This window comes from Vibrio sp. EA2 (assembly GCF_033042495.1).
Lineage (GTDB): Bacteria > Pseudomonadota > Gammaproteobacteria > Enterobacterales > Vibrionaceae > Vibrio.
In genome coordinates, this window is sequence record NZ_JAWLID010000011.1 from 1 (window position 1) to 26666 (window position 26666).

Here is a 26666-nt window from a genome sequence, read left to right on the forward strand (position 1 = left end):
GTAATCCGTAATCCGTAATCCGTAATCCGTAATCCGTAATCCGTAATCCGTAATCCGTAATCCGTAATCCGTAATCCCAATTGTTTGCTCTAGCACCTAGAACCTAGGGCCCTAGGACCTTATAATCCTAAGATCTCTCAACCTAAGATCTTAAACTATGCGTATTAGTCCAGCTCGTCGCCGCCGATGGAACAATATTCTTATCCTAGGTGTTATCGCTTTTATCGTGATCTTAAATGCGCCGATGTGGATCAAAACCTACTTATTACCGCAAGAGGTAGATCCTTATCCAAATTTGCTGCGCTCTGATCACGAGGTAAGTGCGATTTACTATAGCGGTTGGGAATTGGATCTTAAAAATGGTCAGTGGCAATCCAATATTCACGTTAGCATTCCCTCTGAAGAACTTGTGGCTCGCTGGCAGTCACTTGAAGGCACCGAGCTATCCGAACAGCAATACGAAACACTAAAGTCACGGCTTGATAAACCTGAAACGATTGAAGTTTGGTATCAGGGGATCGATGAACCACAGCGTATCACCTTCTACCGCCTTACGGACTTTTGGTTATTTAAAAACTGGCAAGAGAAATGGATTGCGATTTCATTGGATGATGGTTACCTCCTTCCTGAGTAATATGACTGCTTGAATCATCTCTGTATTTATTCACTTGTTTTCGATTATGCTAGCCGAGCAGATTAATAAGAATAGCCAAATGAATGGAGCGAACAATGCCTGAATTACCTGAAGTCGAAGTCAGCCGTATGGGAATTACGCCACATATGCTCGATCAAACGATCCAGGCGTTTGTGATTCGTACCCCTAAGCTACGCTGGGATATCCCTCAGGAACTGAAACAGCTTGAAGGGCAGGTTATTCGCGCTATCCGTCGCCGTGCCAAGTACCTGTTGATTGATACTGATAAGGGAACCGCGATTGTGCATCTGGGTATGTCGGGCTCGCTACGTGTGCTTGATGCCGATTTTCCTCCGGCTAAACATGATCATGTGGATCTGAAGCTGACTAATGGCAAAGTACTGCGCTATAACGACCCGCGTCGATTTGGAGCGTGGTTATGGTGCGCGCCGGGTGAGTCTCACACAGTGCTTGATCATATGGGACCTGAGCCGTTAACTGACGAATTCAATGCTGAATATGTGGCAGAAAAAGCGCAAGGCAAGCGTGTCGCTGTAAAGTCGTTCATTATGGACAACAAAGTTGTTGTCGGCGTTGGTAATATCTATGCGAATGAATCCCTGTTTAAATCTCGGATTCATCCAACCAGACCCGCAGGTCAAGTAACGGTAGAAGAGTGGAAGTTACTGGTTAGCAACATCAAAGCCACTCTAGAAATCGCAATAAATCAAGGTGGTACTACGCTCAAGGATTTTGCTCAGGCAGATGGTAAACCTGGATACTTTGCTCAGGAACTGTTGGTATATGGTAAAGCAGGAGAGCCTTGCCCTGAATGCGGAGAACCACTGCAAGAGCAGAAGATTGGACAGCGTAATACGTTTTTCTGTGATGAATGCCAGAAGTAATAGTTTTCGCTAAAAGTGCTTTGAAATGAGCGGATAACAGAGAAGCTGAAGCCTGAAGTAACCAAACATGGTTAAGTCAGGCTTGTTCATTAATTGCGTTTTTTGCTGTGCATCGCGTCCGCAACGATTTTTGGCACGAATGCACTGACGTCTCCACCATGAATAGCCACTTCGCGGACGATTGTCGATGAGATAAACGCATACTCTTCGGCCGGGGTGAGAAACACACTCTCTAAGCCAGGTAATAAACGTCGATACATATTGGTTAAACCGAATTCGTATTCAAAGTCTACTGTCGTTCTCAGGCCGCGTATTAGCACGTTCGCATTAACATCGCGTGCAAAGTCCACCATGAGTCCGGAAAAGCCTTGGGCAGTAACATTGTCTAGATGTGCGGTGACATCTTTTACAAAGCTGACTCGCTCTTCCAGGGTAAACATGGTGTTTTTACTTGGACTTTCGGCGACCGCGACAATGACTTCATCAAACATATCAGCCGCACGTTCGATCAGGTCGAGATGGCCATTGGTGATTGGATCAAAGGTGCCTGGGTAGATTACTCTTTTCATTTTTCTATTTTCTTATAAAGCTCAAGGTACTGCTGGGAAGTATAACTAATATCGAACTTTTCGAGCTTTTTAACCCCATTTTGTATGAAGCTGGCTCGTTTTTGTTCGTCTTCATAGAGTTTCACGATTGCATCGGTTAATGCATCGCCGTTTCCGGGTTCGATTAAAAAACCGTTGTAGTCATGTTCAATAATATCCGGGATTCCGCCTGTGTTCGCACCAATCACAGGTAAGCCCGCAGACATCCCTTCTAAGATCACTGAGCCCAGTCCTTCTGTGTATGACGGGTGAATTTGCAGATCGGCGGCGCTAAACCAGTCACCCATATTCATTTGTTTACCTTCAAAGCTAACGTTATTAAGTCCGCTAGCTTGTTGCTCAAGAGCAGGTCTCTCTGGACCATCGCCGAGTAAACAGAACTGTATGGGCAGGCTGGATTCTTCGAGTTTTTTTGCCGCTGAAATGGTGACATCAAACCCTTTATGTTTAAGCATATTCGCGGCCTGAATAACCAAAAACTTGCCTGCGAACCTTTTTTTAATCGATTGAACCGTTTTCTCGTCACTAGGGTACTGGACAGGAGAGCTCGGGATTTTATGTGTCTGTAATGCGGGATAGGCATCATTAACACGCTGAACAATCTCGGTACTTAAACCGACCACTGCTGCTGCTTTGGAATAGGCTAGATTTGCTAACCATTTCTTTTTTAGAGCGTTGTCTATACGGCGAGTGACAATATATGGCGTGCCATACAACATATGTTGAATCAAGGCCCAGTAAATCGCTCTGCCTTCATGTACATGGACCAATGCACAATGTTGAGTTATTGGCTTTGCATGAGCTTTCGTAAAGTGTGTCGCGAGCACCAGCTTTACGTCTAGTTGACGGACGGAGTCAGCGAAAGGGCTTTTAGGGTTGGCGACAACAGTGAGGTCATAGCCTAACTTAACTTGCTGTTTGATAAGCTGAAGCGTCTGGTTTTCACCACCGTGGTAGCCCGACGCTAAATTCACGTGGCAGATATTCATGCTTTGACCTTTTCGCTCTGAAGGTTAGTTAGCACCTTATCCAACATGGCAATGACAGACTCGCTGGTAATTCTTTCCATCGCTTTTTCGTCTTGGACTCTGGTACGCCAGTCGACCTGAGAAGGCTGTTTTTGGGTTTCCGACCAAAGCGCTTCAGTGTAAGCAGAAACGACGTACGGACGATAATTGTAAGGCCCAGTGCGTTCTGGATTATGATGCGCATAAAGTCCAATAACAGGAGTACCCATGGCATTGGCCATATGTGTTGGCCCAGTGTCTGGCGCTATGACAACATCCGCTTTATCGAGTAACGCCAGCATTTGCTGCAGCGAACTTTGACCAATGAGATTGGTAACTGGCACATCAAGCGCGTTCTCAATATCACGACCAAGATCTTTTTCAACTTGCGCAGGACTTCCGGCAAGAATGACATTGAGATTATTCGCCATGGCATGATGAATCACATCTGCATACCCTTTAGCGGTCCAATTTTTGTAGGCCTTACTTGCACCAGGAACAATGACTACGTTTGTTTTTTCGTTGGATAGATGCTTCGTCGCCCAGTTTCGTGCGTCATCATTATATTCCAGCGACCATGATGGGGTAAATTCAGGCACACCAAGCGTAATCGCAAATTGGCGTAAGCCATCTAAAACATGATTAGACTCAGGAGACGGGACTTTAACGTTTGTGAACAAGCGTTGCCCATCCTGGCTTCGCTTAGCATCAAACCCAAGCTTGTATTTGGCTTTGATTCCTACCGTTAGGAGACTGGCTCTGATGGCATACTGCATGTGTAATAAGGCATCAAAATGTGTGCCTTTAAGCAGCTTCCAGACCCTTAGATATTCGGAAAAGCCATTCTTTTTGTTAAACACCACGACGTTGATATTTGGAATCGATTTAAGCAGCTCAGCTTCTAGGGCACCAGTAATCCACGTGATCTCTGTTGTAGGCCAGTGCTTTTGAATCGCTTGTACAACTGCGATGGTATTACACACGTCGCCAATCGCTGAGAGTCGTAGGATACAAATTTTCTGTGGTGGTTTATTAAAAAGGCTCATGACTCAGAAGAGGTTTGTTATTTATCTCTGAATTATGCAGTTGCATCAAAAGAATGTATACCCAAATAACCCTGAGTTGCGTGATTCGGCGAGCCGGTATTTTAGATTGGTTATGCAACAATTTTAGTTTCATGTGGTCCAATCGTTGAGTATTGGTTGGGGACTTTATTAATTTTGATTGATCTAAACACAGGGTTTGGTCAAAAAGTTGAACTAGGGCGAATTTTTGGTTTCAAAAGCACAAAACGGAGTGTTAGTTGTAAAAATTAGGTCATGTTTTGCTATTATTATTTTTTTTATTATTAGAGAAAATCTAAACATTACTTAACCTTATGTGCGTAGAGTCATATTTTGGTCTTTGCTATAAGGAAAGTGATTGATACTTATCGTAATTGGTGGATATATAAATGACAAACGTGGCTGTATTTGTTCCACACAGAGCACAATTTGGCAACATCACAACGCAAATTCCATTGCTTTGCGCCATAAGGAAAGAAATAAAAGACGCAAACATTACGATTTATACCAAGGCCAAAAGCAGTCAGCTTCTTGTTTGTAATGGACTTGCAGATAACGTTATCAATTACAAAGGCTGGAATATTTTAAAAATAGTATCGAGTATCAATGCGAATAGATTTGATAAAGTATTCAATATTTACTCGGGTTCAGAACGTGTTCATGCGGCACTGCTGCTGGCGAAAACAAAAGAAACATACGCATTTAGTAACTCCAAGTTTTTGAATAAATGTGGTTTATACAGCAAGCATGTGTTCACTAAAAAAGGGAAGCAATACATCGCAAAGAACAACTTAGGTTTAGCTAATGCTGTTTTTGGTACCAACTACGACACCACCATTATAGGGATGCTGGGGTCAGGAATCGCGACAAAGAAAAGCTCATTAACGTTGGTGCCAGCCGGTGGCGCTGGTGCTTTTAAAGTCTGGCCAATTGAAAAGTACTGTGAAGCTGCGAAAGAGATCTATCTTAAGTCAGAAAAGATTGAAAAAGTGACTGTTATTCTTGGTCCTCAAGAAAACTCGAAGTCAGCAATTGTAGATAACTTATTACAAGACATCCCATACGAAATAAAACATTCTCCCTCTATTTCTGAGCTGGTCGATATTGCCCATGAGTCTGCACTTACGTTATCGAATGACTGTGGTCCATGCCATATATTTCAAATGATGAAGGTTCCAATGGTGATGATCTGGGGGTGGGATACCAGAGCTGCGTCTCCAACATCCCCCTATTATGTACTACCAGATTGGTATCACAGCACTAATAATTCTTGGTGCGTGTTTCCGTCTGAGTGTAGTAAGTCTATAGAATCTATATCTGTAGAAAGGGTAAGTAGCTTATCTTTGATGGAGTTGAATCGGCAGGCTCAGGTCTTAGAAACCGCATAGTTTTGCTCAGGCTACGCGGGGGCGATGGATTCAGCGCGTAACTTTATATGTTAAAAGGCTTCGCACCGTTGTGCGAAGCCTTTTGTATTTTATCGAATTATGTGAGTGATATTATTTTTGCTGTTTCTTTTCCCACGCTTGTTTGATCAACTGATAGTTCATTTCCATAATGTTATTCACGTCCAGCGGTGCGACTGACTCACGACAGGCCGCTCTGAATTCGTCGGATTTAGCTTTGTCTGCCCAATGGCTCATTTCCTGTGCGAGTTTTTCAGTCGAAAAGTCAGATTCAAGTATCGAGCTCACTTCGTCGTTCATCACCTCTTTTGCGCCACAGTCGACGGTGGTAATCACCGGACAGCCGCTCGACAACGCTTCAATGGCAGTAAACCCAAATGGCTCGTACTTCGTCGGAAAGACATAACAAGAAGCCATGCTAAAGAAAACTTCCGGATTGCTTTGTTTCCCTAAGAAGTAGCATTTATCTTCAATACCAAGTTCTTTTGCTAGGTCTTGGTACTGTTGAGGGTGCTGTTCATTCCCTACAATGACTAAGCTTGCCTCTTCTTTCAGCAAGCTAAATGCCCTGAGTGTCGGCTCCAATCCTTTGCGGTGATAGCCCGATCCAAGAAACAGAAAGATAGGGTGCTTGTCGTTTATTTGAAGTTTCTGTTTTAGTTCAGCGACTTGTGGAGCGCAGTTTTCACGAGAGAAACGGTTCAGATCCACCGCGTTATGAATCGTGGCGATTTTATCCGGAGAGACCCCGTAGTCTTCCATGATTTCGGTACTGCTTTTATGCGAGTTCGATACCACGAAAAGGTTATCGTCAGACGTCAGTGCTTTACGCTCGATATACATGGAGACGCGATCCCTTGGTGTCGGCTTCTTGTCTTTTCTCAGATCGACGATATGCTTGCGTGTGCCGCCGCCAACGCGAATAAGATCGTGTGTCCAGGTTTTCCCCAACGCATAAACAATGTCATAGTCATTTTCATTGACGTGTTTTTCAACCTCTTTTGCGAATCGATAGGCTCGATGCGCTTTACCAATGCTTATCGGTTTTAGTTTGACAAATTTAATCTTTGGGTGACTTGGCTCTTCGTGGGAACGGCAAATAATGGTGACGTCTTCACCTTGTTCGCACAGGTATTTGGACAATTGATTTAAGAACAGTTCTGTACCGCCAACCTTAGCGTGACGCATGTGAATCAGTGCAATCTTCATTATGAACCCTAAAGCAGAAAATGGTGTTTATGTTAGCTTAAACCCAAGTTTACCAAAGGTCCTTCATTAAAGATGCTGTTCCGGGTTTATTTTTAAGCCAAACAGCTAGCTTGTTCCCGTTTCAGCTTCATTGGTACTCATGTAGAATACGTCGCGTGAAGGTTTAGGCGAACATTCAATCATGGGGCGACATGAACAAAAATAGCGAAAAGGCTACCGGAAAGCCTGGTCAAACAGGGTTAAGGCGCATCTACAATGCGACTTTTTATTCCGCTCAAGGGATAAAAGCGGCATTCAAACATGAAGCGGCCATCAGACAAGAAGTTGGCTTATTAGTCTGCGCTGCCATCATCGTATTTTTGTTGGATTTGTCTGCGATAGAGCGTGTTTTGATGTTTGGAAGTGTCGTATTGGTGCTGATTGTCGAGTTACTTAATTCAGCTATCGAAGCCGTGGTTGATCGTATCGGCGTTGAGAGACATGAATTGAGCGGCAGAGCAAAAGACATTGGCTCGGCTGCCGTAATGGTAGCGCTAATGCTAGCCGGGTTCACTTGGTTAACGATCCTCTTCTTTTAAGGAACAGAATGAAACTTTTTAAGCACGGCAATACTCGAGTTTGGTATGACGAGTCGGTAATTTCAGAGCCGGAAAAAGCGCTGTTTGATATTGAATACTGGCAGAGTCTGAACGCCGTTGTTGGTAGTGCAACTGGGCGTGGAACCACTTGGTTTGTCCAACTTGATACCATGCAAGCCGCGCTGCGTCATTATCGACGTGGTGGTTTGTTTGGAAAGTTAGTTAAAGATAATTACTGGTTTTCTAGTTGGGAAAAGACTCGTAGTGCGGCGGAGTTTCAGCTCTTACTTACGTTAACGGAAGCGGGTGTGAACGTACCTAAGCCCATAGCAGCAAGAGCGGTCAAGACAGGCTTAACCTACCAGGCGGACTTACTCAGCCAGCGTATACCAAATGCCAAGGATTTAGTAAGTATCCTCCAAGAGCAGGCTTTACCAGCCGAAATGTACCAGAAGATTGGACAAGAAATTGCCAAAATGCACAACGCTGGCGTTAACCATACCGATTTGAATATCCACAACATTCTGATTGATGTCGATGAGCAAGTGTGGATTATTGATTTTGATAAGTGTTGTCAACAAGCAGGTTCAGAGTGGCAAAAACACAATTTAGACAGATTGTTGCGTTCCTTTCGTAAAGAGCGCCAAAAACGCTCAATTCATTGGCAAGAAGATGAGTTTAATCATCTTCTTGCTGGATATAAGTAACAGATGATTGGCTGAATGGTACGACAATCGAAATAAAAACCAGTCTGCGCTTTCGTTCTTATTTTACCTCGCACCTCATGTTTATGGTTTCCCTGATATTTTTCCCACAACATGAGCCAATGAGCCCACCCGTAGACTAACTCTTGCTATTAAGAATCCTAGCGGCTATATCGTTGGTAATGGATAAACCTGGATGATCATCATCAAAGTAGAGTGGTACCTTGTCTCTAACGGCGTAGCACTGACTCTCATCACAGAAGAAGTCTCTTATCTCAACAGGGTGTAATCCCGGTTTAAAAGTTGATTTAGACATAAAAGAATAAAACAGTTGATTTCGCTTTTCGTAGTACGAGACGTCGACAGACGGAATATTTGTTAGGTCTTTTTTCTGCATGTATGCCTGGTCCACCAGGGTTTTTATACTAATCCCCATTTCTGGCACAGGCATCATTAAATACACTTCCTTTCCCTGTTCAAGAAGAGTATTTACCGTGAGTTTTAGTGATTGTAACACTTGTTCTTTTCTTTCGTCAGAATAGTCATTGGGTAGGTCAGGATAAGAGTGTTCATTACCACCGAATAAGTGAGCCGAGTATCGGTAGGCAATAACAACATTTTTGATTTCATCAGATGATGAAACAAAACTTACGACATCGTTAGTCCAATTCACACAATCACTAAATTCTTCGCTTTGCATATACGATGGCGGACACCCTGACATTGTGAGCTGGATAAGATTTTTACTCTCTTTTTTTAATGGTTCAGATAACGAGAATGCTAGCTCTGAAGCATGACTATCACCTATGATGGCCCATTCTGGTACCCCAGAAGAAAAAGTACAGGCATCCTTCGGTTGTTGCCCTGTATATTTAACGATATGACATTTGGATCGGAACGGACTCATTTGTGTTTTTTTGCTTAACTTTCCATATAGCTCTACGAGTTCCGGCTCTAAAGTGCCTCTTGTTGGAAAGCCATTTTCTTCTGCGATGAACTTGGTTGTACCGACCAAAATTAGAATTATCCACAAAGGTTTACACTGAAGAAGGAGGCGTTTAGCAGAATGTATGTTTTTAGTAAATCGGACTTGTTCCACGGTATGGTAACTGAGCCCACCTAATAATAGACTCAGTGCGATTCCAGCAAACAACCAGAGCGGAGTGTTTAAGTTCAGTTTGTAGAAAAGAACCACGACAGGCCAGTGCCACAAGTAGATGGAATACGAATATAAACCTATCTTTTGGACTACATAAGAGTCATTTACTCTGTTGTTTTGGTTTGCCCATAAAATAATGAGTGCACCGAGTGTGGGGAGCAACGTTACTAAGCTAGGCCATACGTAATCTTTATTTATTACCAACGCAGTGCTTAAAACTAGCAGCCAACCTACATACGCAGGGTAAGGTCTCCTCGGCTTGTAAAGAACCGCCCAAGAACCTAAAAGCATCTCCCAAGCACGTGCTGAAAGCATAAAGTAGCCACTTGTATCGCCACTAGATGACACATATCCGCAGTAAAATAAACTGATTAGGAGTAATGTATTGATAGCGATTGAAAGACGAGCCCTCGAAAATAGCTTCAATACGATGCCAATGAAGATCGGGTAAAGTAAATAAAACTGCCATTCGATAGAAAGTGACCATGTGTGTAATAACCACTTTTCTCTCGAGGCAGCAGCAAAGTATCCCGCTTCACCTAAATAAACTTGGTTTGATAAGAACGTTAAGCTGTATCTGGCATGCTTGGCTAGCGTCTCATACTCTTCTCCAGCAAAGTAAAACCAGCCTAAGGCTAATAATGCAATACAGAGAAATGCGAGCGCAGGTACAATACGGTTTAATCGTGCTATGTAAAAATTGATTAATGATGATAGGTTTACCTCCTCTCTTTGGAGGATTATTTTGGTCATTAAAAAACCTGAAATGACGAAGAACACATCAACGCCAACAAAACCTCCAGGCACCCAAGTGGAATTAAAATGGTAAACGACAACTAAGATTACAGCTAATGCTCTTAGTGCATTGATATCTTTTCTAAACTGCATATTTTTGGACTTGGGACTACATTGATGAGCTTTTACAGGTAGGTTTGAGGTATATCTAACGCTACCTAGCAGTAGATCATTACTCGTGAGTTCTTGATGAAATTCATAGTATAAATGAAAGCATCACTTGTTCATATAAGGTATATGGGAACTTATAGACCAAAACTGGTGCAATATCTTGGAACCGAAAAAACAAAACAGGCCCTGAGTTGGATAATGAGATTATACCAATCGTAGTCAATGATTGGTTACTCTAGTTGTTAAAATGCTCAATAATTACTTTGTTTTTCTTGAGCTTGTGCTGATGATAAGGCTCTTAATCCTTCAACTTGAAGATACTTAGGTATATAAGTTCATTTAGAAAGTAATTGCGGTAATTACTCACTGCTCTACAATCTCACCCATCAGGTTTAGATAGTAAATCAGTGTTTATGTTTTAGGTCGCTGAGTTGCAGAATGTTGGACTCTATGGCTTCATTTTTAACTAGGACAATAAACGACTGATAGACCTTCACGTTGGAAATTACTCAAATGAAGATATTAGTTACTGGCGGTGCGGGCTTTATAGGCTCTGCAGTTGTGCGTCATATCATCAATCATACTCAAGACTCTGTTGTTAATCTCGACAAGCTAACTTATGCCGGGAATTTGGAGTCTTTGGCTGAAGTGTCTGACAATAAGCGTTATGCGTTTGAACAGGTCGATATCTGTGATCGTTTCGAGCTAGAGCGTGTCTTTACAGAACATCAACCTGATGCTGTTATGCACCTCGCAGCGGAATCTCATGTTGATCGCTCAATTGACGGTCCTGCCGCTTTTATTGAAACTAATATCGTTGGTACCTACACCCTTTTAGAGGTTGCTCGTGCATATTGGAATCGGCTAGATGCAGATGGCAAGGCGGCGTTTCGCTTCCATCATATTTCAACAGATGAAGTATATGGAGATCTAGAAGGAACAGATGATTTGTTCACTGAGGAAACTTCTTACGCGCCATCTTCACCATACTCAGCCTCTAAAGCGTCAAGTGATCATCTAGTGAGAGCTTGGCAACGAACGTATGGCTTCCCGACTATCGTCACTAACTGTTCTAACAATTATGGTCCGTATCATTTTCCTGAAAAACTGATCCCATTAATGATTTTGAATGCGCTAAAAGGAAAGCCGTTACCAGTATATGGTGATGGTATGCAAATTCGTGATTGGCTATTTGTTGAAGACCATGCAAGAGCGCTATACAAAGTCGTGACAGAAGGCGTCATTGGTGAAACATACAATATTGGTGGGCATAACGAAAAAGCTAATATAGATGTCGTACAAACTATATGTGAATTGTTGGAAGAGTTAATACCAGAAAAACCTCAAGGTATTGGACATTACCGAGATCTTATCACCTTCGTTAAAGACCGCCCTGGACATGATGTCCGCTACGCAATTGATGCCTCTAAGATTGAGCTTGACTTAGGTTGGACTCCGCAAGAAACGTTTGAAACAGGCCTGCGTAAAACCGTTATGTGGTATTTAGATAACGAAAATTGGTGGCAGCGTGTTTTAGATGGTTCGTATAGCTTAGAGCGCCTCGGCAACTAATTGAAAAAGGTTTGAAAATGAAAGGTATTGTACTTGCGGGTGGCTCTGGGACTCGACTTTATCCAATTACACGTGGTGTATCAAAACAGTTATTACCAGTGTACGACAAGCCAATGATTTATTACCCATTGTCGGTGTTGATGCTGTCTGGTATTAAAGAGATTTTGATCATCACGACTCCAGAGGATCAAGAAGGCTTTAAGCGTTTACTTGGAGATGGGGCTGATTTTGGTATCTCCCTTACGTATGCAGTTCAAGAAAAGCCTGAAGGTTTAGCACAAGCTTTTGTCATCGGTGAAGAGTTCATTGGTGACGATTCTGTTTGCTTAGTGTTGGGGGATAATATCTTTTATGGCCAAGGTTTTACTCCGATCCTTAAAAATGCTGCGAGCTCTTTAGAAGGAGCGACGGTATTTGGTTATCAAGTGAAAGACCCAGAGCGTTTTGGTGTTGTGGAGTTTGACGACAACATGCGAGCGATTTCTATTGAAGAAAAACCTAAGGTGCCAAAATCAAATTATGCGGTTACCGGCTTATACTTTTACGATAACGACGTTGTTGAGCTGGCAAAGCAAGTGCAGCCATCTGAGCGAGGTGAACTGGAAATCTCTACACTGAATCAAATGTATCTGGATCGCGGTAAGCTAAACGTCAAACTACTCGGGCGTGGTTTTGCTTGGTTAGACACCGGGACCCACGCCAGTCTACATGAAGCTTCTTCTTTTGTTGAAACCATTGAGAATGTGCAGGGGCTGAAGATCGCGTGTTTAGAAGAAATTGCGTTTAAGAACGGTTGGCTCAGTCAGGAGCGGCTACTAGAATTAGCAAGCCAACTGGATAAAAACCCTTATGGTCAATATTTAAAAGCATTGGTGAAGTAGCAATGAAATTTGTCAACATCATGAACGATGATAAATTCACCGCCGACTATTTAGATTTTGTAGAAGAAAATCTAAATTTTGATGAGCATGTTTTTTTTATATTTCGCAGTCATCATAAGTTTCCAATAAAGACACATCCGAATGTTTATAGTTATAGTAAAAAAGAAAATAACTTTTTTGACTACCTAGTGTTCTTAAAGAAATTGGTTCAGCATGGCAGTAAATCAAAAAAAATCATTCTTCATGGTTTGGTGAAGTTCAAAGTTGTTCAACTACTTTGGGTGTTTAGATTCCTGTTACCTAAGTGTCATTGGGCTATTTGGGGAGGAGACCTTTATCGTAGAGAAGAAAACTTACTGACGCGAAAAGGTAGATATCGAGAGTTTTTTAGAAAAAAAGTCATCAAAGATATGGGGTATATCATTACCAGTATTAAGGGTGACTATGAAAATGCAGTTAAATGGTATGGCACTAAGGCTCCATACTTATCTTATTTTATGTACCCAGCAAGCTTGTACCACGATGTAGATGTCCCTGAGAAAAAAGACGATAAAATAACTATATTAGTTGGTAATTCAGCTGATCCTTCAAACAATCATGAAGAAGTGTTCAATATCATTAAGCCTTATATTAATGACAAGGTAAGAGTAATTTGTCCATTAAATTATGGTGGTAAAAAACACGCTGATAAAATTACTAAACTTGGTTCGAAACTGTTTGGTACTTCATTTGAACCAATTCTAGATTATATGAAGTATGATGACTATATCTCTTTGTTGTCTACTGTAGATATTGCTATTTTTAACCACAACAGGCAACAGGCAATGAGTAATATTAGGGTGCTGCTGGGAATGGGTAAGAAAGTATATATGAGAAAAGAAATCTCATCTTACAGAACATTGACAGACCTTGGTATAAAGGTGACTGATGTCAAAGATTTTTCTTTGGGCCTTTCTGAGGAAGAGAGTGCTAACAATATTAATATAGTGAAGTCTTATTACTCAAAAGAAACGTTAGTTAGTAACCTGAAAAATATATTTAGTTAACAGGAATCCGAGCTTTAAGTTAAATACATTCCATTATTTAAGGTACGTGATATGGATAGAAAGGTCATGATTCTTGGAGCCGGAGTGTACCAAGAGCCATTAATTAAAAAAAGTAATGAACGAGGCTATCAAACGATCGTCGTTAGTCCGATGGGAGACTATCCAGGTATAAAGTTTGCGGATATTTATTTAGATATTAATACCACGGATAAAGATAGCATCCTCGATGCCGCGAAATACCATCAAATAGATGCCATACTGACGACAGGAACAGATGTAGCCGTTCCCAGCATTGGGTATGTGGTAGATTGCATGGGCTTAAAGGGGCCAAGTTATCAGAGTGCATTAAAGAGCATGGATAAGAGTTTGATGAAAAAAGCTTTTCAAGCTGGAGGAGTGCCAACTGCTAAGTTTGATATATCTACATCTTTAGCTAATGCGGAGAGACTTGCGGACGTTATAGGCTTCCCTTTAATGGTTAAAGCATCCGATAGTTCGGGGAGCCGTGGGGTTCATAAAGTCGAAAGCAAAGAAGAATTCTATAAATCTTGGCAAGCCGCTTTTGAAGTTTCTCGTAATAAGAAAGTAGTTATCGAGGAGTTCTTAGATGGTGTTGAGTTTGGAGCTCAAGCCATCGTCGCGCGTGGTCAGGTGATCGATGTTGTCTTCCATAATGATACAGTTACTCCTGCTCCGAATAATGCGCCTATAGGTCACTCTGTTCCGTGTTCACTACCAAAATCTGCCTTAGACGAAGCAGAAACTGTCGTAAAGCGTGCGATAGAAGTATTAGAGATTGATGATACGGTATCGAATGTTGATCTGATGCTTGTGAATAATAAACCATATATTATTGAAATTGGTGCTCGTATGGGAGCTACTTGTCTTCCGGAAAATGTTGAGTATTACCTTGGTATCGATATTTATGGCTTATTGCTCGATATTGCTTTAGGAAACGACCTAAACTACGAGCCAGCCGAAAGCCTGGTAGCCAATGCTGCAAGACTGCTGTGTGCTAAAAGTAGTGGGGAATTGTTATCCATAGAAATCCCAAATTCAGTCAAAGAAAATCAGAGCCTGATTCGACTCAAACTGGATAAAAAAACGGGGGATCAAGTCTCTGAGTTTAAAGTTGGCCCAGATAGAATAGGCGAAATATTGGTCAGAGGGGAAACGTATATTGACGCTGAAAGATTGGCTGAAGAAATCGCAAACCAAATAGCGGTGAATATAAAGTAATGTTCAAAAACTATAAAAAGCTTTTATCCAGTATCCTGCTTTTCATACTTATCCCCCTTCCAAGTTACGGGTGGGGAATTCGTTTGAGAGGTAGAATATACAAGAGAATTCTTGGTAGATGTGGTGATAACCTAGCTTTATCCAGCCTTGTTAATATATACAACCCTAATAGTTTAAAGTGTGGTGACAATGTCTATATTGGCTACTGTACTTATGTTGGGGACGGTGATATCACTTTGGGGGATGAGGTCGTAATTGGACCTTACGTTTCTATAACAGGTGGAAACCACTTATTCAAAAATGGCTCGGTTAGGTTTGGTGGCTACGAATATAAACCAGTTTCCATCGGCAAAGGAACTTGGGTCGGTGCTCACTCTTCGATTTTAGCTGGTGTTAAAATAGGTGAAGGCTGTATCGTGGCTGCGGGATCTGTAGTCAATAGTGATGTTCCTGACGGTGTCATTGTAGGTGGTGTCCCTGCTAAAATCATCAAAGATAATGATCCCAATTCGGGTTTCGGCTCCGTAGAGCAAGCTGGTATGACAGGACATCGTTAATAATTCAGCTGAATATTCACCTGGATAAAAAGTTTACTGAAGAAAGAAAAATGATCGAATTTAACCGCAAGCCTTATACCGGAAATGAAGATAAGTACATTACGGAAGTAATGAAAAAGCCTATTCTTTCTGGTGATGGTGAGTTTACTCAGAGGTGCCATCAGTGGTTCCAGAATCACCTTGGCTGTGCCAAAAGCCTGTTAACTCCGTCTTGTACGCATGCGCTTGAGCTGGCTGCTCTTCTAATCGATGTCAAGCCAGGTGATGAGGTGATCATGCCTAGCTATACTTTCGTGAGTACGGCAAATGCTTTTGTTCTGAGAGGGGCTAAAATCGTTTTTGTTGATATTCGTCCCGATACGATGAATATTGACGAAACACTCATTGAGCAAGCCATTACAGATAGAACTGTCGCTATTGTTCCTGTTCATTATGCCGGTGTTGCTTGCGAAATGGACACCATTATGGGTATCGCTAAGAAACATCACTTATATGTGATTGAAGATGCGGCTCAAGGTGTAATGTCTAGCTATAAAGGTCGCCCACTTGGCACGATTGGGGATATTGGTGCTTTTAGCTTCCATGATACGAAAAACTATACCAGCGGTGGTGAAGGTGGTCTGCTGATTGTTAATAATTCAGAGTTTGTAGAACGCTCTGAAATATTGAGAGAAAAAGGCACTGACCGTAGTAAGTTTAAACGAGGTATAGTAGATAAGTACACTTGGGTTGATTTAGGCAGCAGTATGTTACCTAGTGAGCTTCAAGCGGCTTATTTATGGGGGCAGCTTGAAGCAGCCGATAGGATCAACGATAACCGTTTAGCATCTTGGAAAAGGTATCGTCGTTTGCTATCTGATCTTGCCAATGCAGGAAAAATATCGCTACCGACGATTCCTGACGAGTGCACGCATAATGCGCATATGTTCTATGTTAAGCTGTCCGATATTGAAGAGCGAACCAGGTTTATCAGCTTCTTAAAGGAAAGAGGCATTGCTAGTGTCTTTCATTATGTGCCATTGCATAGTGCTCCAGCAGGAGAGTGCTTCAGTCGGTTTGTTGGTGTAGATAACTACACAACTAAAGAAAGTGAAAGAATCGTTCGCCTACCATTATGGTATGGAATGGAAGAGCAGCAAGTCGATGCGGTTGCAAACGCGATAGAAGAATTTTTCTCATCGAACAACTAGCACCGAGAACTATCCATTTCAAGAAAGCGGCTGTTAGCCGCTTTTCTATATCTTCTCGACATTAACTCTTGATAAGGCTGATAGTTCGATTTAGCGCTCCACGGTTATCGTTTAAAATACATGAAGTTCTGGTTGTATATCGTTGGCGTGTTTCAGAGCTCTTAAATAGTTGATTGACACGCTCGGCTAACTCCAATTCATTAGATATAACTAGTAAACCGTTTTCTGCCAGAAAGCTATTCACTATCTCTACGAAATTAAAGTAACTCGGCCCTGTAATAACTGGCACGCCAAGTGCGGCTGGTTCCAGAACGTTGTGTCCGCCAACTTTATCACCAATTAGGCTTCCACCCATAAAGCAGACATCGGCTGCGCCGATCAATACCAACATTTCACCCATGGTATCGCCGAGGTAAACTTGAGTTGACTCAGCTACCTGTGACTGTGAGGTACGACGAATGGTTTCAAAGCTATGTTGCTGACAAAGTTCAAAGACGCTATCAAAACGCTCCGGGTGTCGAGGGACTAAGATCAGCAAAGCATCAGGACATGATTCTAGTACTTTCTTATGGGCGTTAAGTACTTGCTCGTCTTCCCCTTTGTGCGTGCTGGCCGCTATCCATACGGGTCTGTGTTCGCCAAGTGCAGAGCGCAGCTCTTTACCCTTAGCTTTTACTTCGTCTGAGATCTGGATATCAAACTTTATTGAACCGGTAACTGATAGCTTATTAGTATCAACTCCTAAGCGAGAAAAACGCTCAGCATCCGATTCGGTTTGGCACAATACCTGAGTAATTTTGGGATGCAAAAGGTTAAACAAAGGCTGTACTGTGGCGTAGTTGCGGCATGACTTTTCTGAAAGGCGTGCATTAACGACAGTTATCGGTATTCCGGCGTTATATACAGTATTCAGGGTATTTGGCCAAAGCTCGGTTTCAATGATCAGCATTTGCTTTGGTTTTGTTACTTTTAAGAAACCTTTTACCGCAAAGCTAAAGTCGATTGGCATGTATCTGTGTTCGACTAAATCACCTAACTTTTCTACTTGCTCGGCCCCGGTACTGGTTGTCGTGGTAACTAGAATCGCCTGTTCAGGATTCTGTTGTTTTAACGCTTTTATTAGTGGTGCGGCAGCGATGCTTTCTCCGACAGATACGGCATGGATCCATATTGGGCGCTGGTCAGTGTTCAGCTTAGGCGTGATACCGAAGTGTTCTTTCCAGCGCGAACCAAATTTAGGTTTGTTTGGTTTACTCTTATACAAACCAAACAAAAGAATTGGCGACGCAAGTGCCAGTAGTACCGTGTATATCAGTCGAATTAACATGAGCTAATAGTAATCGCTTCGAGCTTCTGGATACTGTCCAACACTTGTTTTGGAGACAACTCTGTCAGGCATTTTAGGTGGTTATACTGACATTCACGCTGAAAGCATGGACGGCAATCGATATCGGTATGAACAATCTCAACCTTCTCCGCAAGCGGTGGCGTGTATTTTGGTGACGTTGAACCATACACAGCAACTACGTTGCAACCGACGGCTGCCGCGACGTGCATCAAGCCTGAGTCGTTCGCCACTACCGTTTTACATGCAGCCAGTAAATCAACGGCTTCAATCAAACTGGTTTGTCCGGCTAGAACATGGATATGCTGTTGGAGCTGTGGCGGAACCAGAGCTCGAATGCCGTTACATGTCTCTAGATCTTTTTGCGAACCGAATAGCCAGATTTGATGGCCTTCTTTACACATTTGTGTCGCAACTTCCGCATAATGCGTTTCTGGCCACTTCTTCGCTGGGCCAAACTCTGCGCCTGGACACAAGCCAATAATCGAGCGTTCTTGATTCAGATTGAACTTCTCGATCGTGGCTTGTTGCTCTTCATTGTTGATAGCGAGGCGAGGGCGAGGCAGCGTCTCTAATCCACCGAGAGATGATGAGTCGACCATTTCCGATTGTGGGTAAGCCAATGCCACATAACGTTCCACCATGTATTGGAACGACTTCATGTTAGGACGAATGTCATTCAGCAAACCATAGCGCATCTCGCCTTTCCAGCCGGTGCGACGAGGTATGTTAGCAAACCAAGGTATTAGTGCTGATTTAGCTGATTTTGGCAGAATATAAGCGTGGTCGTATTTCTTCTCGCGTAGCGTCTTACCAATTTCACGTCGTCCCAGAAGGTTAAACTCACCATGACCAATCGGCATTTGTATCGCTTGGTTTACCTCAGGCATACGCTCTAAGATTGGTTTACACCATCCGGGAGCAATGACATCAATTTCGCTTTCAGGGTTCAGTTGCTTTAAAACGATGTACAGGGATTGCGACATCACCATATCGCCAACCCAAGAAGGACCAATAATTAGAATTTTGTTTTTCGACATGTTGATATCACTTCTCTTTAATAAAGCCATGCTCACGCATTTCACTGTATGGATTGCTGCCATCTTCCTGAGTACGCAGTAGACGCAGGGTCCACATGTATTGCTCTGGCTTTTTCGTTACAAAGTACTCAACAGCTTCATTGAGTGAGCGAGCATCGTCGCTATCGGTTTCCTGCAGCTTCAGTGGAGGCATGAACTCAATACTAAAGCGACCGGTGTTCGGATCAAGTGAAGCAAAAGTAGGGATTACTTTGGACTTTGACAGTTTGGCCAGTTTTGTCAGGCCTGGCAGGGTCGCCTTTGTCGTCGCGAAAAAGTCCACAAACTCGCTGAGTTCTGCGCCATGATCCTGGTCTGGCAGGTAGTAACCTAAGTAACCGTCTTTAATCGATTTGATGAAGGGTTTGATCCCTCCTGAACGCTCATACACACGGCCGCCATATTGCACGCGCTGGCGATGCATGAGCCAGTCTGTAACAGGGTTCTTCTGCCTTTTCGCCATTGCAGAAACAGGTAAGCCTTTTGAGGCAAGTAGTACCGCAGGGATGTCAATCGACCAAGAGTGTGGCACTAATAAAATCACTTTTTGATTTTGTGCAGTGAGGTCGAACAACTGTTCTGAATTTACGAAGTCACACTTTGATTGCAGCCACTCTGGTGAGCGTAAAGAGACCAAGCCAAATCTAAGCGTAAATACACCGGCGGTGTAAAGCGTTTTGTAAGCCAGTTGCTCACGTTCCTGCTCACTCAAATGTGGGAAACACAAGGCTAAGTTTGTTTTTACGTTGTTGACTGAGTTTGCTTTAGAGTTAACCAAACGTGATGCGAGTACTTTTGCCAACCATTTGTGAAAAGAGAGAGGTAGCAATGCAATAAGGACGGAGCTAAAAACAGCGAGCCAGGTTCCCCAGTATTTGGGTTTGAGAAAGGAACGCTCAAACTCAGGGTTATAGGCTTTGGGATCGAAATCATCACGTTTATTGGTCATGGGGTGTTTAATTACCTATACGTAGGGGGACGAGTGATTTAAATGCAGATACAGGAAATGATACAGGCTATTGAGGCTGAGTAAAGGTGGCTGGTCGTAATACCCGCCACCCCATAATTGCAAACAAAGATACTTAGCGGTTTTGGGTGGCTAGGTATTCGGCCACACCTTCAGCAACCGTCTTGAACTCGACGTCACAGCCTGCTGCGCGTAGCTTAGTCAGATCGGCTTGAGTGAACTCTTGATACGCACCTTTAAGGTGTTCAGGGAAAGGAATCGTTTCGATTTCACCTTTACCGTGGTGAGTGATCACGCCTTTCGCGACCTCTTCAAACGACTCTGCACGTCCAGTTCCGCAGTTAAAGATGCCTGATACGCCGTTTTCAAAGAACCATAGGTTTACTTTGCATACATCGCCGACGTAAACGAAATCACGTTTAAAGGTCTCGCTACCTGCGAAGAGTTTCGGGTTTTCACCTGCATTCAGTTGGTTGTTTAGGTGGAAGGCTACCGATGCCATGCTGCCTTTATGATCTTCACGAGGGCCGTAGACATTGAAGTAACGGAAACCCGTGATTTGAGATAGCGTCTCGCCGTGAGCTTCCGCGTCTTGCCATAGGCGACGAACGTAGTTATCAAACTGCTGTTTTGAGTAACCGTAGACGTTAAGAGCACCTTCGTATTCACGCTCTTCAACAAAGGTATCTGTTTCACCGTATGTGGCTGCAGAAGAGGCATAAAGGAATGGAATTTCACGATCTAAACAGTAATGCAGTAGCTCTTTTGAGTACTCATAGTTGTTCAGCATCATGTATTTACCATCCCACTCGGTGGTTGCAGAACAAGCACCTTCATGGAAAATTGCTTCGATCGGACCGAAATCATCACCCGCCATAATTTGGGTAAGGAAGTCGTCACGATCCATGTAATCTGTGATGTCCAGATCAACTAAGTTCTTAAACTTTTTACCATTTTTTAGGTTGTCGACAACCAGAATATCGTTCATACCAGCTGCGTTGAGAGCTTTAACAATGTTGCTGCCGATCATGCCAGCACCACCAGTTACGATGATCATAGAACTTCCACCATAGATTAAAATTTTCTCAGGAATTTTAGCAAGAAATGGGAGGAGAGGGAAACAAGATCCTAGGTTAGAGGATCCTAGGCCCTAGGGGAGATCGTTGGAAGTTTTGGTGAACAAACGATAAGTCGGAGAATGCGGTTTTTGGAATACGGAATACAGATTACGGAATTTACAACAAACTCCTCCGTAATCTGTAAGCGAAGCGCTCTGTATTCCAAAACCACGAATGCAAAAACACCAATAAACACAGATATTTCAGCACGCTTTTCCTAGGACCTCCGGTTACTCCGACCTATTCGGTCTTTGATACCAAGGGTTTCGTTCATCAGTCAGCTCTATCAAATTATATTTACGATTCATTTTCTGACCACCATCACGCGTTAGTGGCTGCCAACTGAAGTTTGCTCGGTTGTTACTTGGCTTAACTGTCATGATGTCGTATGGAATCGAAATATAGAATCCTTTGGTAAAGCTACCTTCACCAAACTCATCAGCTGACAAGTCACTCACAGATGCAAACACGCCAGCGATTACGCCGCTCTTGAATTGCTTGGCAAAATTCAGCTGAGCACCTTTATCTCCACCTAAGAATTGGCCAACATCCAACTGGAACATTGTATCAGACAGGAACTCCCATTGCGGGTAGTAGTAGCCAGATACAAAACCAGTGAAGCCTTTATCAATGACTTGGAATGGATCACCATATTTTGGAACGTTCTGCCATTTATCAGTGTAAACGCCAAAGTAACTTTGTGGGTCACGTTGAGAGATTAAGTTAACGTCAGCACCAATGGCCCAACTTGAACCTTGAGGGCGATATAGTAACTCTGTACCAACACCAGCAAACATACTCTCTAGGTAACCGGCGTAGAACTGCTGATCTAGTGTATCTGAGTATTCCTGGAACCAGGTTAACTGCAGGTTCGACATGGTCACGTCATGCTCGTTTTTGTAGGCACGAACCATGGTGCGCACACGAGGAATCGTTGTGCCATCTTCCGGAGTAATATAGTTAAATTTGTCGTAGTTGTTATACCAATCCCAGTATAGCGAGCCGCCTAATTCTAGGTTATCGGTTAACCAGTAAGAGGCACTGCCAGTCAAACCGACGCTGAACAGATAAAAGTCTTCTGCACTTCCTAGTGTTTGAGTTACATTAGGTGCAAACCCCCAATCGAAGCGTTCAAAACCATTATAAGTCACTTCACCCTGTAGTTTTTGGTTTGATGTTGAAACTGCATCCTCGATTTTTGCATCGACGTAGTTTACCTGTGCGTAATCGCGATATTTATCTTTAGAGATAACCGTTTGGTTTGTGACTAAGCCACCATTTCGCTCATTAATGGTAAATGTATCAACACTCTCTGGCATTTGGTTGGCTAATACGGCAGCCGCTTTTTCATGAGCTTCGTTGCGGTCGCGGTACTTTTTCTGTTCACCGACAATCGATACCGTATCATCCTCCGCATAGATTTTGGTATTTTGATAACCCGCGATTTTATCTAAGTCTTCAGTAACACGCTCCCAATCCACCTGAGAAAGTTCTGCCGGTTGGTTATCTTCCACTTTTGGTGTTGGCGTATCACGCCAGAAAGATGGCATGTTATTGAAGTTAGTGTATAGGTTAAAGCCTGCTACTAGTGTATCCCCACGCTCATAACTTAAGCGTAGATCGGCCATATGGCCCAAGCGGTATAACACACCGACGTTCCATGGAGTGTGCGGAGTCATGTCTACGCCACCGCGAACAACAGGAAAGTCTTCACTGTAGTCGTTGCTGTCATATTCCAGTTTAAAGCGTAGTGGAGCGTACAAGGTTTGGTATTCTACACCACCGAAGAAAGCCGCAGGACCTTTAAACCAACGCTCAAAATCTACGCTACCGCCATTGCCTTTGTAGTCAGAAGGGCGGTCACAGAAACGGTCAGACACTTTGCAAGCCGGGTTAGTGATACTATCGCGAGTGCCTAAGTAACCCCAGCCCATACCTAAAGTAAAGTCGAACGTACCTAAGTTAGGGTTAGAGTAACGTTTGGTTGCAGCAATAAACTCAGCATCAAATAGTCCAGTGCCAGCAAAATCACGCACACCGATAGAAAGCTCTGGTAAATACTGAGATTCCTCTATGAGACGAACTTTAAAGTCGACACCTTTATCGGTGTATTTTGTATCACCAGAAAAATCAGGGTCACTACTGTAGAATAAGTCATTGACTAAGGTGTAACGTAGGGTTGTTTCCAGCCATGGCATCACTTGTAGAGTGACATTGTAGAACTGATACTCATTACTGAAGGTGGCGGAAAAATTAAATTCACCTTCTGGCGCCATACGACCAGTCGGCATTTGCATCAGGCCTACACCGCCAAAATCCATCTGTGATGGTTGTAACGGTGGTGCTTCAAATGGCATATCTTGAGCCCAAGCTAATGCCGGACCCATTAAAGAAAGGGTTAAAGTATTTCTAATCAGCGTCATAGCGGGCTCTTGATTGAGGTTGGTTTCAGTTGGGTAAGCAACTTAACAATATCCTGATCCATTTCTGAGGTTTCAAAGTTCTCAAACGGAATGTAAACCATAGTCAATGGTGGCAAGTAATATTGTGTCGTTAGCCAGGAACCGTGGTGTGGCTGAACGACGTTACCATCTGGATAAATCAAAATGGGTGGGTATGCCAGTTCACCAACCTTGTTTTTTAGGTTGGTAATCTGTTGTTTTAACGGGATGCCCGCTTGTTCTTTAACCGAGAAAACGTTATCTAAGTTACCAAGATAAATGACTTTTTCTTCTCGTGGCATGGATACAAGAGAGAACTCACCGTCGATCAAAGGGTTTTTAAACTTATCCAAGCGAATGTTATCTAGATCAACAGCAGAAAATACGCGCGGAGCAAACTGATGCTTTGTGACGTATTTATAAAAAGGGTGTGCGACTAGGTTATGCTGAATCATTTGGTTTAACACCGAGTTTTTCAGCGCAGTCGATTGACGTAATGCTTGTTCAGAGCCGTCAAATAACGTTGTTCCCAGAGGATATTGTAAAACTAAGTTTTGCTGTTGTGCCTGTTTTAGAGCATCCAATAAACGTGCTGGCTGTTCGAATTGTAACTGTTTGTTCACACCAATTAATTCAACGTTTAAAGGTGATGCGTTAACTGGGATAGCTTGAGCCGAAACAGGAGCAATATTTGTGCTTGCCAACAGAGCAAAGCTCAATAAAGGTAACAGTCGTTTACTCATCATTTGCTGTATCCTTTCAGAATTGTTAACTCGATAGGCACCATATTTGGCCCTAAATGTTGGCGGGTTTTCACGACTTGCCCTTCATCATTTACCCAGTAAAGGTTTTCGACGGTTTCCGATAGGCTAGGGAACTTAACGGATTCACGATACACATCGGCCGAAGAGGAAGACACTGGCGTTGTGACCACTTCTTTACCTTGATAAGTTCGCGTGATGTGAGCATGAAAGCCGTAACGATATTGTTCAGCCCAATCATAAGAAAGATCATATTCAGTATTTGATGGGCTATAAGCGGGTACTTGACCATAGACGCCAGCAATATTGTTATTCTGTAGATTCAGTGTTTTTACTATATGGCCGTTTTCTGTTACGACCATCGTTTTGTCTGCACTAACCCACTTCAATAGGGTTTTACCGGTAAGAGGGTTTTGCTCTGCGAAGGCTAAAACGACGAAAACTTGCTTTTGGTCACCCAGCTTTAGGTAGGCGCTGGCGTAAGGTATGGTTTCAATTTCTTCAGGTGTCAGTTCTACATCGATATAATTACCATAGGCTTCTTGAACGGTTGCAGACACATCATTGAATTTTTGAGTACATCCGAACATAAGACTGACGGCAGGTAGGACTAGTAGCAGGTGCTTCCACTTTTTTGCTCGAAAGATATTCATGGTTCCCTCTTGAAAATAAAATCGCCCTGAATAATTCAGGGCGATTATCTACTCAATACTTAACTAAAATTAGTTAGTATTAGTATTAACAGTGGTTGTTGTAGTATCGCTATCTGTCGCTGCTACTGCTACAACAGTTGCTGCTGCTGCTGCACCTACGCCTACTGCAACTTCACCGTTAGCAAGAGCAGCTGCTTCGTTAGCGTTACCAGCTTCAGTTGCTGCGAATGCTGTTGATGCGCTAAGAGCCATCAGAATAGCCAGAGCTGTATTCTTCATTATTTATCCTTTTTATATCCGGTATATATAAAACATCGATGTTTTGGAGCATAAAATCATGCCCACAAACTATTCTAGTTAAAAAATCATCAGCATGTAAATAGTTTCGTATCTATTTGGTTGTTAATTTTAAGAAAATAAAGAACCTAGGAATACAGGAAGGTCCTAGATCCTAGGGATTAGGTCCTAGGATTACTCGCTGAAACTTATCCGCTTTATTAACCATTTGTATTTGTTGGTTTGGAATACGGATTATAGAGTACTGAAAAGTAAATTTTGTATTTGTAATACCAACAAGATCCCTCTAGGACCCCAGAGCCTGGATCTTAGTAAGCCCTTGACATCAGGTTTGGGTGGTTGAAAAGTAATCCGTAATCCGTAATCCGTAATCCGTAATCCGTAATCCGTAATCCGTAATCCGTAATCCCAAGCGACAAATTACTAACTTGACGTTTACCTCGATAGCCAGAACTCTCTCCACCTAGACCTTTTCTAAAAACGAGTATCCCATTCTTACATTCTAGACATATTCGCCCTCTTGCTGTTTACTGTCATTCCATGCATAATTTGGCAGCTTTGTAGGGCACTTTAAATCATGATTTTTTGGTTTAATGTCACAAGCTAAAGGCTTAAATAAAAATAGTTATATAAATAAACCGAGAAATGAATCGGTAATCAGCGAACAGTGGCTAACGCGTAAATGCCGCAGGGCGGTAGCGTGGAACGCGAGATATTTAACATGCCTTACTGCTCCTTTTTAGCGCTGCGGTAGGTCGATACCTAGGGAACAATTACGTGATTAATAAACGACCATGGCTAGGGGTGTTGAGCGCAATCAGTTTAGGCTTGTGCTCTTTTTCAGCCTCGGCTAATTTTTATTCCGGTGCGTTATTGAGCTACTCTAACGCCGAATATCACCACTCCTCCTCATCTTCAGTAGCTGAAGGAAGTCCTTTTCTTCTTCAAGCGCAAGCTGGCTACTTCTTCAATGATTACCTCGGATTCGAAGCCCGTTATGGCACCTCTCTCGAACGCGATAGTGGGTTAGCTGTCGATAGCATTGCCGCTGGCTTTGCCAAGTTTAATATTCCAGTCTCTGACCGAGTCGCCCTATACGGATTGGCTGGCTATTCCAGTGTGCAAATCGATCAACAGAATGTTGGCTCTGGTAAAGACCAGGGCTTTAGCTTTGGTATGGGGGCGCACTACGCCCTTGATAAGCAAAGTGCGGTTGTCTTTGAATTTATTGATAGCCTCGCAGAAGATAAAGTTCGCCTGAACGGAATCTCTCTTGGCTTCCAGCATCGATTTTAATTAAAAACCTAGCGCCTAGGTCATTGTGTCTAGGTTTTTCACTT

Annotated in this window: 25 protein-coding genes; 12 read left to right on the forward strand and 13 right to left on the reverse strand. The window is 42.8% G+C overall.

The features are described from left to right. Positions 1 to 157: 157 nt before the first annotated feature. Both RXX31_RS18535 and mutM read left to right on the forward strand, forming a co-directional pair. Positions 158 to 634, forward strand: a complete 477-nt coding sequence (locus RXX31_RS18535) for a hypothetical protein (protein ID WP_317591190.1) — start codon at positions 158 to 160, stop codon at positions 632 to 634. Positions 635 to 729: 95 nt separating this feature from the next. Next, a complete protein-coding gene (gene mutM / locus RXX31_RS18540; protein ID WP_317591191.1) occupies positions 730 to 1539 on the forward strand; it encodes a bifunctional DNA-formamidopyrimidine glycosylase/DNA-(apurinic or apyrimidinic site) lyase in 810 nt (269 codons plus the stop codon). Between the two features lie 89 nt (positions 1540 to 1628). Here the strand turns inward: mutM and coaD are convergent, their stop codons facing one another. Genes coaD through RXX31_RS18555 form a run of 3 tightly spaced genes read right to left on the reverse strand, consistent with a single transcriptional unit; the run spans position 1629 to position 4200 of the window. Further along, positions 1629 to 2108 carry a pantetheine-phosphate adenylyltransferase gene (coaD, locus tag RXX31_RS18545; protein WP_317591192.1) on the reverse strand — a complete coding sequence of 160 codons (480 nt, stop codon included), beginning with the start codon at positions 2106 to 2108 and terminating at the stop codon, positions 1629 to 1631. After that, positions 2105 to 3136 carry a glycosyltransferase family 4 protein gene (locus RXX31_RS18550; protein WP_317591193.1) on the reverse strand — a complete coding sequence of 344 codons (1032 nt, stop codon included), beginning with the start codon at positions 3134 to 3136 and terminating at the stop codon, positions 2105 to 2107. Before RXX31_RS18550 ends, coaD begins: the two co-directional genes overlap by 4 nt. Beyond that, on the reverse strand, positions 3133 to 4200 hold the full coding sequence (locus RXX31_RS18555; RefSeq protein ID WP_317591194.1) for a glycosyltransferase family 9 protein: 1068 nt from the start codon (positions 4198 to 4200) through the stop codon (positions 3133 to 3135). The genes RXX31_RS18550 and RXX31_RS18555 overlap by 4 nt, the downstream gene beginning before the upstream one ends. 407 nt (positions 4201 to 4607) lie before the next feature. On the opposite strand from RXX31_RS18555, the gene RXX31_RS18560 reads away from it, so the two are divergent. Then, entirely contained in the window at positions 4608 to 5606 is a 999-nt protein-coding gene (locus tag RXX31_RS18560) for a glycosyltransferase family 9 protein (protein ID WP_317591196.1), read from the forward strand. A 111-nt stretch (positions 5607 to 5717) separates the two neighbouring features. On the opposite strand, the gene RXX31_RS18565 is transcribed toward RXX31_RS18560, so the two are convergent. After that, positions 5718 to 6833: a glycosyltransferase family 4 protein gene (locus tag RXX31_RS18565; protein WP_317591197.1), complete on the reverse strand. Its 1116-nt coding sequence runs from the start codon at positions 6831 to 6833 to the stop codon at positions 5718 to 5720. Positions 6834 to 7024: 191 nt separating this feature from the next. Here RXX31_RS18565 and RXX31_RS18570 point away from each other — a divergent pair, with 191 nt between their 5' ends. Together RXX31_RS18570 and RXX31_RS18575 are read left to right on the forward strand one after the other, a co-directional pair. Beyond that, positions 7025 to 7411: a diacylglycerol kinase gene (locus RXX31_RS18570; RefSeq protein WP_317591198.1), complete on the forward strand. Its 387-nt coding sequence runs from the start codon at positions 7025 to 7027 to the stop codon at positions 7409 to 7411. Between the two features lie 8 nt (positions 7412 to 7419). Next, positions 7420 to 8118, forward strand: coding sequence for a 3-deoxy-D-manno-octulosonic acid kinase (locus RXX31_RS18575; protein WP_317591200.1), 699 nt, complete (start codon positions 7420 to 7422; stop codon positions 8116 to 8118). A 136-nt stretch (positions 8119 to 8254) separates the two neighbouring features. Here the strand turns inward: RXX31_RS18575 and RXX31_RS18580 are convergent, their stop codons facing one another. Continuing rightward, positions 8255 to 10162 (reverse strand): acyltransferase family protein, encoded by a 1908-nt coding sequence (locus tag RXX31_RS18580; RefSeq protein ID WP_317591201.1) that lies wholly within the window; start codon positions 10160 to 10162, stop codon positions 8255 to 8257. A 531-nt stretch (positions 10163 to 10693) separates the two neighbouring features. Between RXX31_RS18580 and rffG the strand changes: the two genes are divergently transcribed. Genes rffG through rffA form a run of 6 tightly spaced genes read left to right on the forward strand, consistent with a single transcriptional unit; the run spans position 10694 to position 16665 of the window. Beyond that, positions 10694 to 11752: a dTDP-glucose 4,6-dehydratase gene (gene rffG, locus RXX31_RS18585; RefSeq protein WP_317591202.1), complete on the forward strand. Its 1059-nt coding sequence runs from the start codon at positions 10694 to 10696 to the stop codon at positions 11750 to 11752. Between the two features lie 17 nt (positions 11753 to 11769). Continuing rightward, positions 11770 to 12633: a glucose-1-phosphate thymidylyltransferase RfbA gene (gene rfbA, locus RXX31_RS18590; RefSeq protein ID WP_317591204.1), complete on the forward strand. Its 864-nt coding sequence runs from the start codon at positions 11770 to 11772 to the stop codon at positions 12631 to 12633. A 2-nt stretch (positions 12634 to 12635) separates the two neighbouring features. Then, on the forward strand, positions 12636 to 13679 hold the full coding sequence (locus RXX31_RS18595; RefSeq protein ID WP_317591205.1) for a TDP-N-acetylfucosamine:lipid II N-acetylfucosaminyltransferase: 1044 nt from the start codon (positions 12636 to 12638) through the stop codon (positions 13677 to 13679). A gap of 51 nt (positions 13680 to 13730) precedes the next feature. Next, positions 13731 to 14918: an ATP-grasp domain-containing protein gene (locus RXX31_RS18600; protein WP_317591206.1), complete on the forward strand. Its 1188-nt coding sequence runs from the start codon at positions 13731 to 13733 to the stop codon at positions 14916 to 14918. Further along, positions 14918 to 15475, forward strand: a complete 558-nt coding sequence (locus RXX31_RS18605) for an acyltransferase (protein ID WP_317591207.1) — start codon at positions 14918 to 14920, stop codon at positions 15473 to 15475. Before RXX31_RS18600 ends, RXX31_RS18605 begins: the two co-directional genes overlap by 1 nt. A 50-nt stretch (positions 15476 to 15525) precedes the next feature. After that, on the forward strand, positions 15526 to 16665 hold the full coding sequence (rffA, locus tag RXX31_RS18610; RefSeq protein WP_317591208.1) for a dTDP-4-amino-4,6-dideoxygalactose transaminase: 1140 nt from the start codon (positions 15526 to 15528) through the stop codon (positions 16663 to 16665). A 61-nt stretch (positions 16666 to 16726) separates the two neighbouring features. Here the strand turns inward: rffA and waaA are convergent, their stop codons facing one another. The 8 genes from waaA to RXX31_RS18650 all read right to left on the reverse strand — a co-directional run bounded on the left by waaA (position 16727) and on the right by RXX31_RS18650 (position 25308). Continuing rightward, positions 16727 to 17992 (reverse strand): lipid IV(A) 3-deoxy-D-manno-octulosonic acid transferase, encoded by a 1266-nt coding sequence (waaA, locus tag RXX31_RS18615; RefSeq protein WP_317591209.1) that lies wholly within the window; start codon positions 17990 to 17992, stop codon positions 16727 to 16729. Then, the gene (waaF, locus tag RXX31_RS18620; protein ID WP_317591211.1) at positions 17986 to 19050 is read right to left on the reverse strand and encodes a lipopolysaccharide heptosyltransferase II; all 1065 of its coding nucleotides are present in this window, start codon (positions 19048 to 19050) and stop codon (positions 17986 to 17988) included. The genes waaA and waaF overlap by 7 nt, the downstream gene beginning before the upstream one ends. Before the next feature lie 7 nt (positions 19051 to 19057). Then, on the reverse strand, positions 19058 to 20038 hold the full coding sequence (gene lpxM / locus RXX31_RS18625) for a lauroyl-Kdo(2)-lipid IV(A) myristoyltransferase (protein WP_317591212.1): 981 nt from the start codon (positions 20036 to 20038) through the stop codon (positions 19058 to 19060). A 133-nt stretch (positions 20039 to 20171) separates the two neighbouring features. Further along, positions 20172 to 21113 carry an ADP-glyceromanno-heptose 6-epimerase gene (rfaD, locus tag RXX31_RS18630; protein WP_317591214.1) on the reverse strand — a complete coding sequence of 314 codons (942 nt, stop codon included), beginning with the start codon at positions 21111 to 21113 and terminating at the stop codon, positions 20172 to 20174. 291 nt (positions 21114 to 21404) lie between these two features. After that, complete coding sequence (locus tag RXX31_RS18635) at positions 21405 to 23597, reverse strand: YjbH domain-containing protein (protein ID WP_317591215.1); 2193 nt, start codon at positions 23595 to 23597, stop codon at positions 21405 to 21407. Continuing rightward, positions 23594 to 24358, reverse strand: a complete 765-nt coding sequence (locus RXX31_RS18640) for a YjbG polysaccharide synthesis-related protein (RefSeq protein ID WP_317591335.1) — start codon at positions 24356 to 24358, stop codon at positions 23594 to 23596. The genes RXX31_RS18635 and RXX31_RS18640 overlap by 4 nt, the downstream gene beginning before the upstream one ends. Then, positions 24358 to 25029: a YjbF family lipoprotein gene (locus tag RXX31_RS18645; RefSeq protein WP_317591217.1), complete on the reverse strand. Its 672-nt coding sequence runs from the start codon at positions 25027 to 25029 to the stop codon at positions 24358 to 24360. The genes RXX31_RS18640 and RXX31_RS18645 overlap by 1 nt, the downstream gene beginning before the upstream one ends. A gap of 69 nt (positions 25030 to 25098) precedes the next feature. After that, positions 25099 to 25308 (reverse strand): hypothetical protein, encoded by a 210-nt coding sequence (locus RXX31_RS18650; RefSeq protein ID WP_317591218.1) that lies wholly within the window; start codon positions 25306 to 25308, stop codon positions 25099 to 25101. Positions 25309 to 26103: 795 nt separating this feature from the next. On the opposite strand from RXX31_RS18650, the gene RXX31_RS18655 reads away from it, so the two are divergent. Next, positions 26104 to 26622: a porin family protein gene (locus RXX31_RS18655; protein WP_317591220.1), complete on the forward strand. Its 519-nt coding sequence runs from the start codon at positions 26104 to 26106 to the stop codon at positions 26620 to 26622. Positions 26623 to 26666: the final 44 nt, after the last annotated feature.

What these genes read in the sequence shown, in the direction of transcription:
- RXX31_RS18535 (WP_317591190.1), top strand. Translation starts at nt 158, where the DNA reads ATGCGTATTAGTCCAGCTCGTCGCCGCCGATGGAACAATATTCTTATC.
- mutM (WP_317591191.1), top strand. Translation starts at nt 730, where the DNA reads ATGCCTGAATTACCTGAAGTCGAAGTCAGCCGTATGGGAATTACGCCA.
- coaD (WP_317591192.1), bottom strand. Translation starts at nt 2,108, where the DNA reads ATGAAAAGAGTAATCTACCCAGGCACCTTTGATCCAATCACCAATGGC.
- RXX31_RS18550 (WP_317591193.1), bottom strand. Translation starts at nt 3,136, where the DNA reads ATGAATATCTGCCACGTGAATTTAGCGTCGGGCTACCACGGTGGTGAA.
- RXX31_RS18555 (WP_317591194.1), bottom strand. Translation starts at nt 4,200, where the DNA reads ATGAGCCTTTTTAATAAACCACCACAGAAAATTTGTATCCTACGACTC.
- RXX31_RS18560 (WP_317591196.1), top strand. Translation starts at nt 4,608, where the DNA reads ATGACAAACGTGGCTGTATTTGTTCCACACAGAGCACAATTTGGCAAC.
- RXX31_RS18565 (WP_317591197.1), bottom strand. Translation starts at nt 6,833, where the DNA reads ATGAAGATTGCACTGATTCACATGCGTCACGCTAAGGTTGGCGGTACA.
- RXX31_RS18570 (WP_317591198.1), top strand. Translation starts at nt 7,025, where the DNA reads ATGAACAAAAATAGCGAAAAGGCTACCGGAAAGCCTGGTCAAACAGGG.
- RXX31_RS18575 (WP_317591200.1), top strand. Translation starts at nt 7,420, where the DNA reads ATGAAACTTTTTAAGCACGGCAATACTCGAGTTTGGTATGACGAGTCG.
- RXX31_RS18580 (WP_317591201.1), bottom strand. Translation starts at nt 10,162, where the DNA reads ATGCAGTTTAGAAAAGATATCAATGCACTAAGAGCATTAGCTGTAATC.
- rffG (WP_317591202.1), top strand. Translation starts at nt 10,694, where the DNA reads ATGAAGATATTAGTTACTGGCGGTGCGGGCTTTATAGGCTCTGCAGTT.
- rfbA (WP_317591204.1), top strand. Translation starts at nt 11,770, where the DNA reads ATGAAAGGTATTGTACTTGCGGGTGGCTCTGGGACTCGACTTTATCCA.
- RXX31_RS18595 (WP_317591205.1), top strand. Translation starts at nt 12,636, where the DNA reads ATGAAATTTGTCAACATCATGAACGATGATAAATTCACCGCCGACTAT.
- RXX31_RS18600 (WP_317591206.1), top strand. Translation starts at nt 13,731, where the DNA reads ATGGATAGAAAGGTCATGATTCTTGGAGCCGGAGTGTACCAAGAGCCA.
- RXX31_RS18605 (WP_317591207.1), top strand. Translation starts at nt 14,918, where the DNA reads ATGTTCAAAAACTATAAAAAGCTTTTATCCAGTATCCTGCTTTTCATA.
- rffA (WP_317591208.1), top strand. Translation starts at nt 15,526, where the DNA reads ATGATCGAATTTAACCGCAAGCCTTATACCGGAAATGAAGATAAGTAC.
- waaA (WP_317591209.1), bottom strand. Translation starts at nt 17,992, where the DNA reads ATGTTAATTCGACTGATATACACGGTACTACTGGCACTTGCGTCGCCA.
- waaF (WP_317591211.1), bottom strand. Translation starts at nt 19,050, where the DNA reads ATGTCGAAAAACAAAATTCTAATTATTGGTCCTTCTTGGGTTGGCGAT.
- lpxM (WP_317591212.1), bottom strand. Translation starts at nt 20,038, where the DNA reads ATGACCAATAAACGTGATGATTTCGATCCCAAAGCCTATAACCCTGAG.
- rfaD (WP_317591214.1), bottom strand. Translation starts at nt 21,113, where the DNA reads ATGATCATCGTAACTGGTGGTGCTGGCATGATCGGCAGCAACATTGTT.
- RXX31_RS18635 (WP_317591215.1), bottom strand. Translation starts at nt 23,597, where the DNA reads ATGACGCTGATTAGAAATACTTTAACCCTTTCTTTAATGGGTCCGGCA.
- RXX31_RS18640 (WP_317591335.1), bottom strand. Translation starts at nt 24,358, where the DNA reads ATGAGTAAACGACTGTTACCTTTATTGAGCTTTGCTCTGTTGGCAAGC.
- RXX31_RS18645 (WP_317591217.1), bottom strand. Translation starts at nt 25,029, where the DNA reads ATGAATATCTTTCGAGCAAAAAAGTGGAAGCACCTGCTACTAGTCCTA.
- RXX31_RS18650 (WP_317591218.1), bottom strand. Translation starts at nt 25,308, where the DNA reads ATGAAGAATACAGCTCTGGCTATTCTGATGGCTCTTAGCGCATCAACA.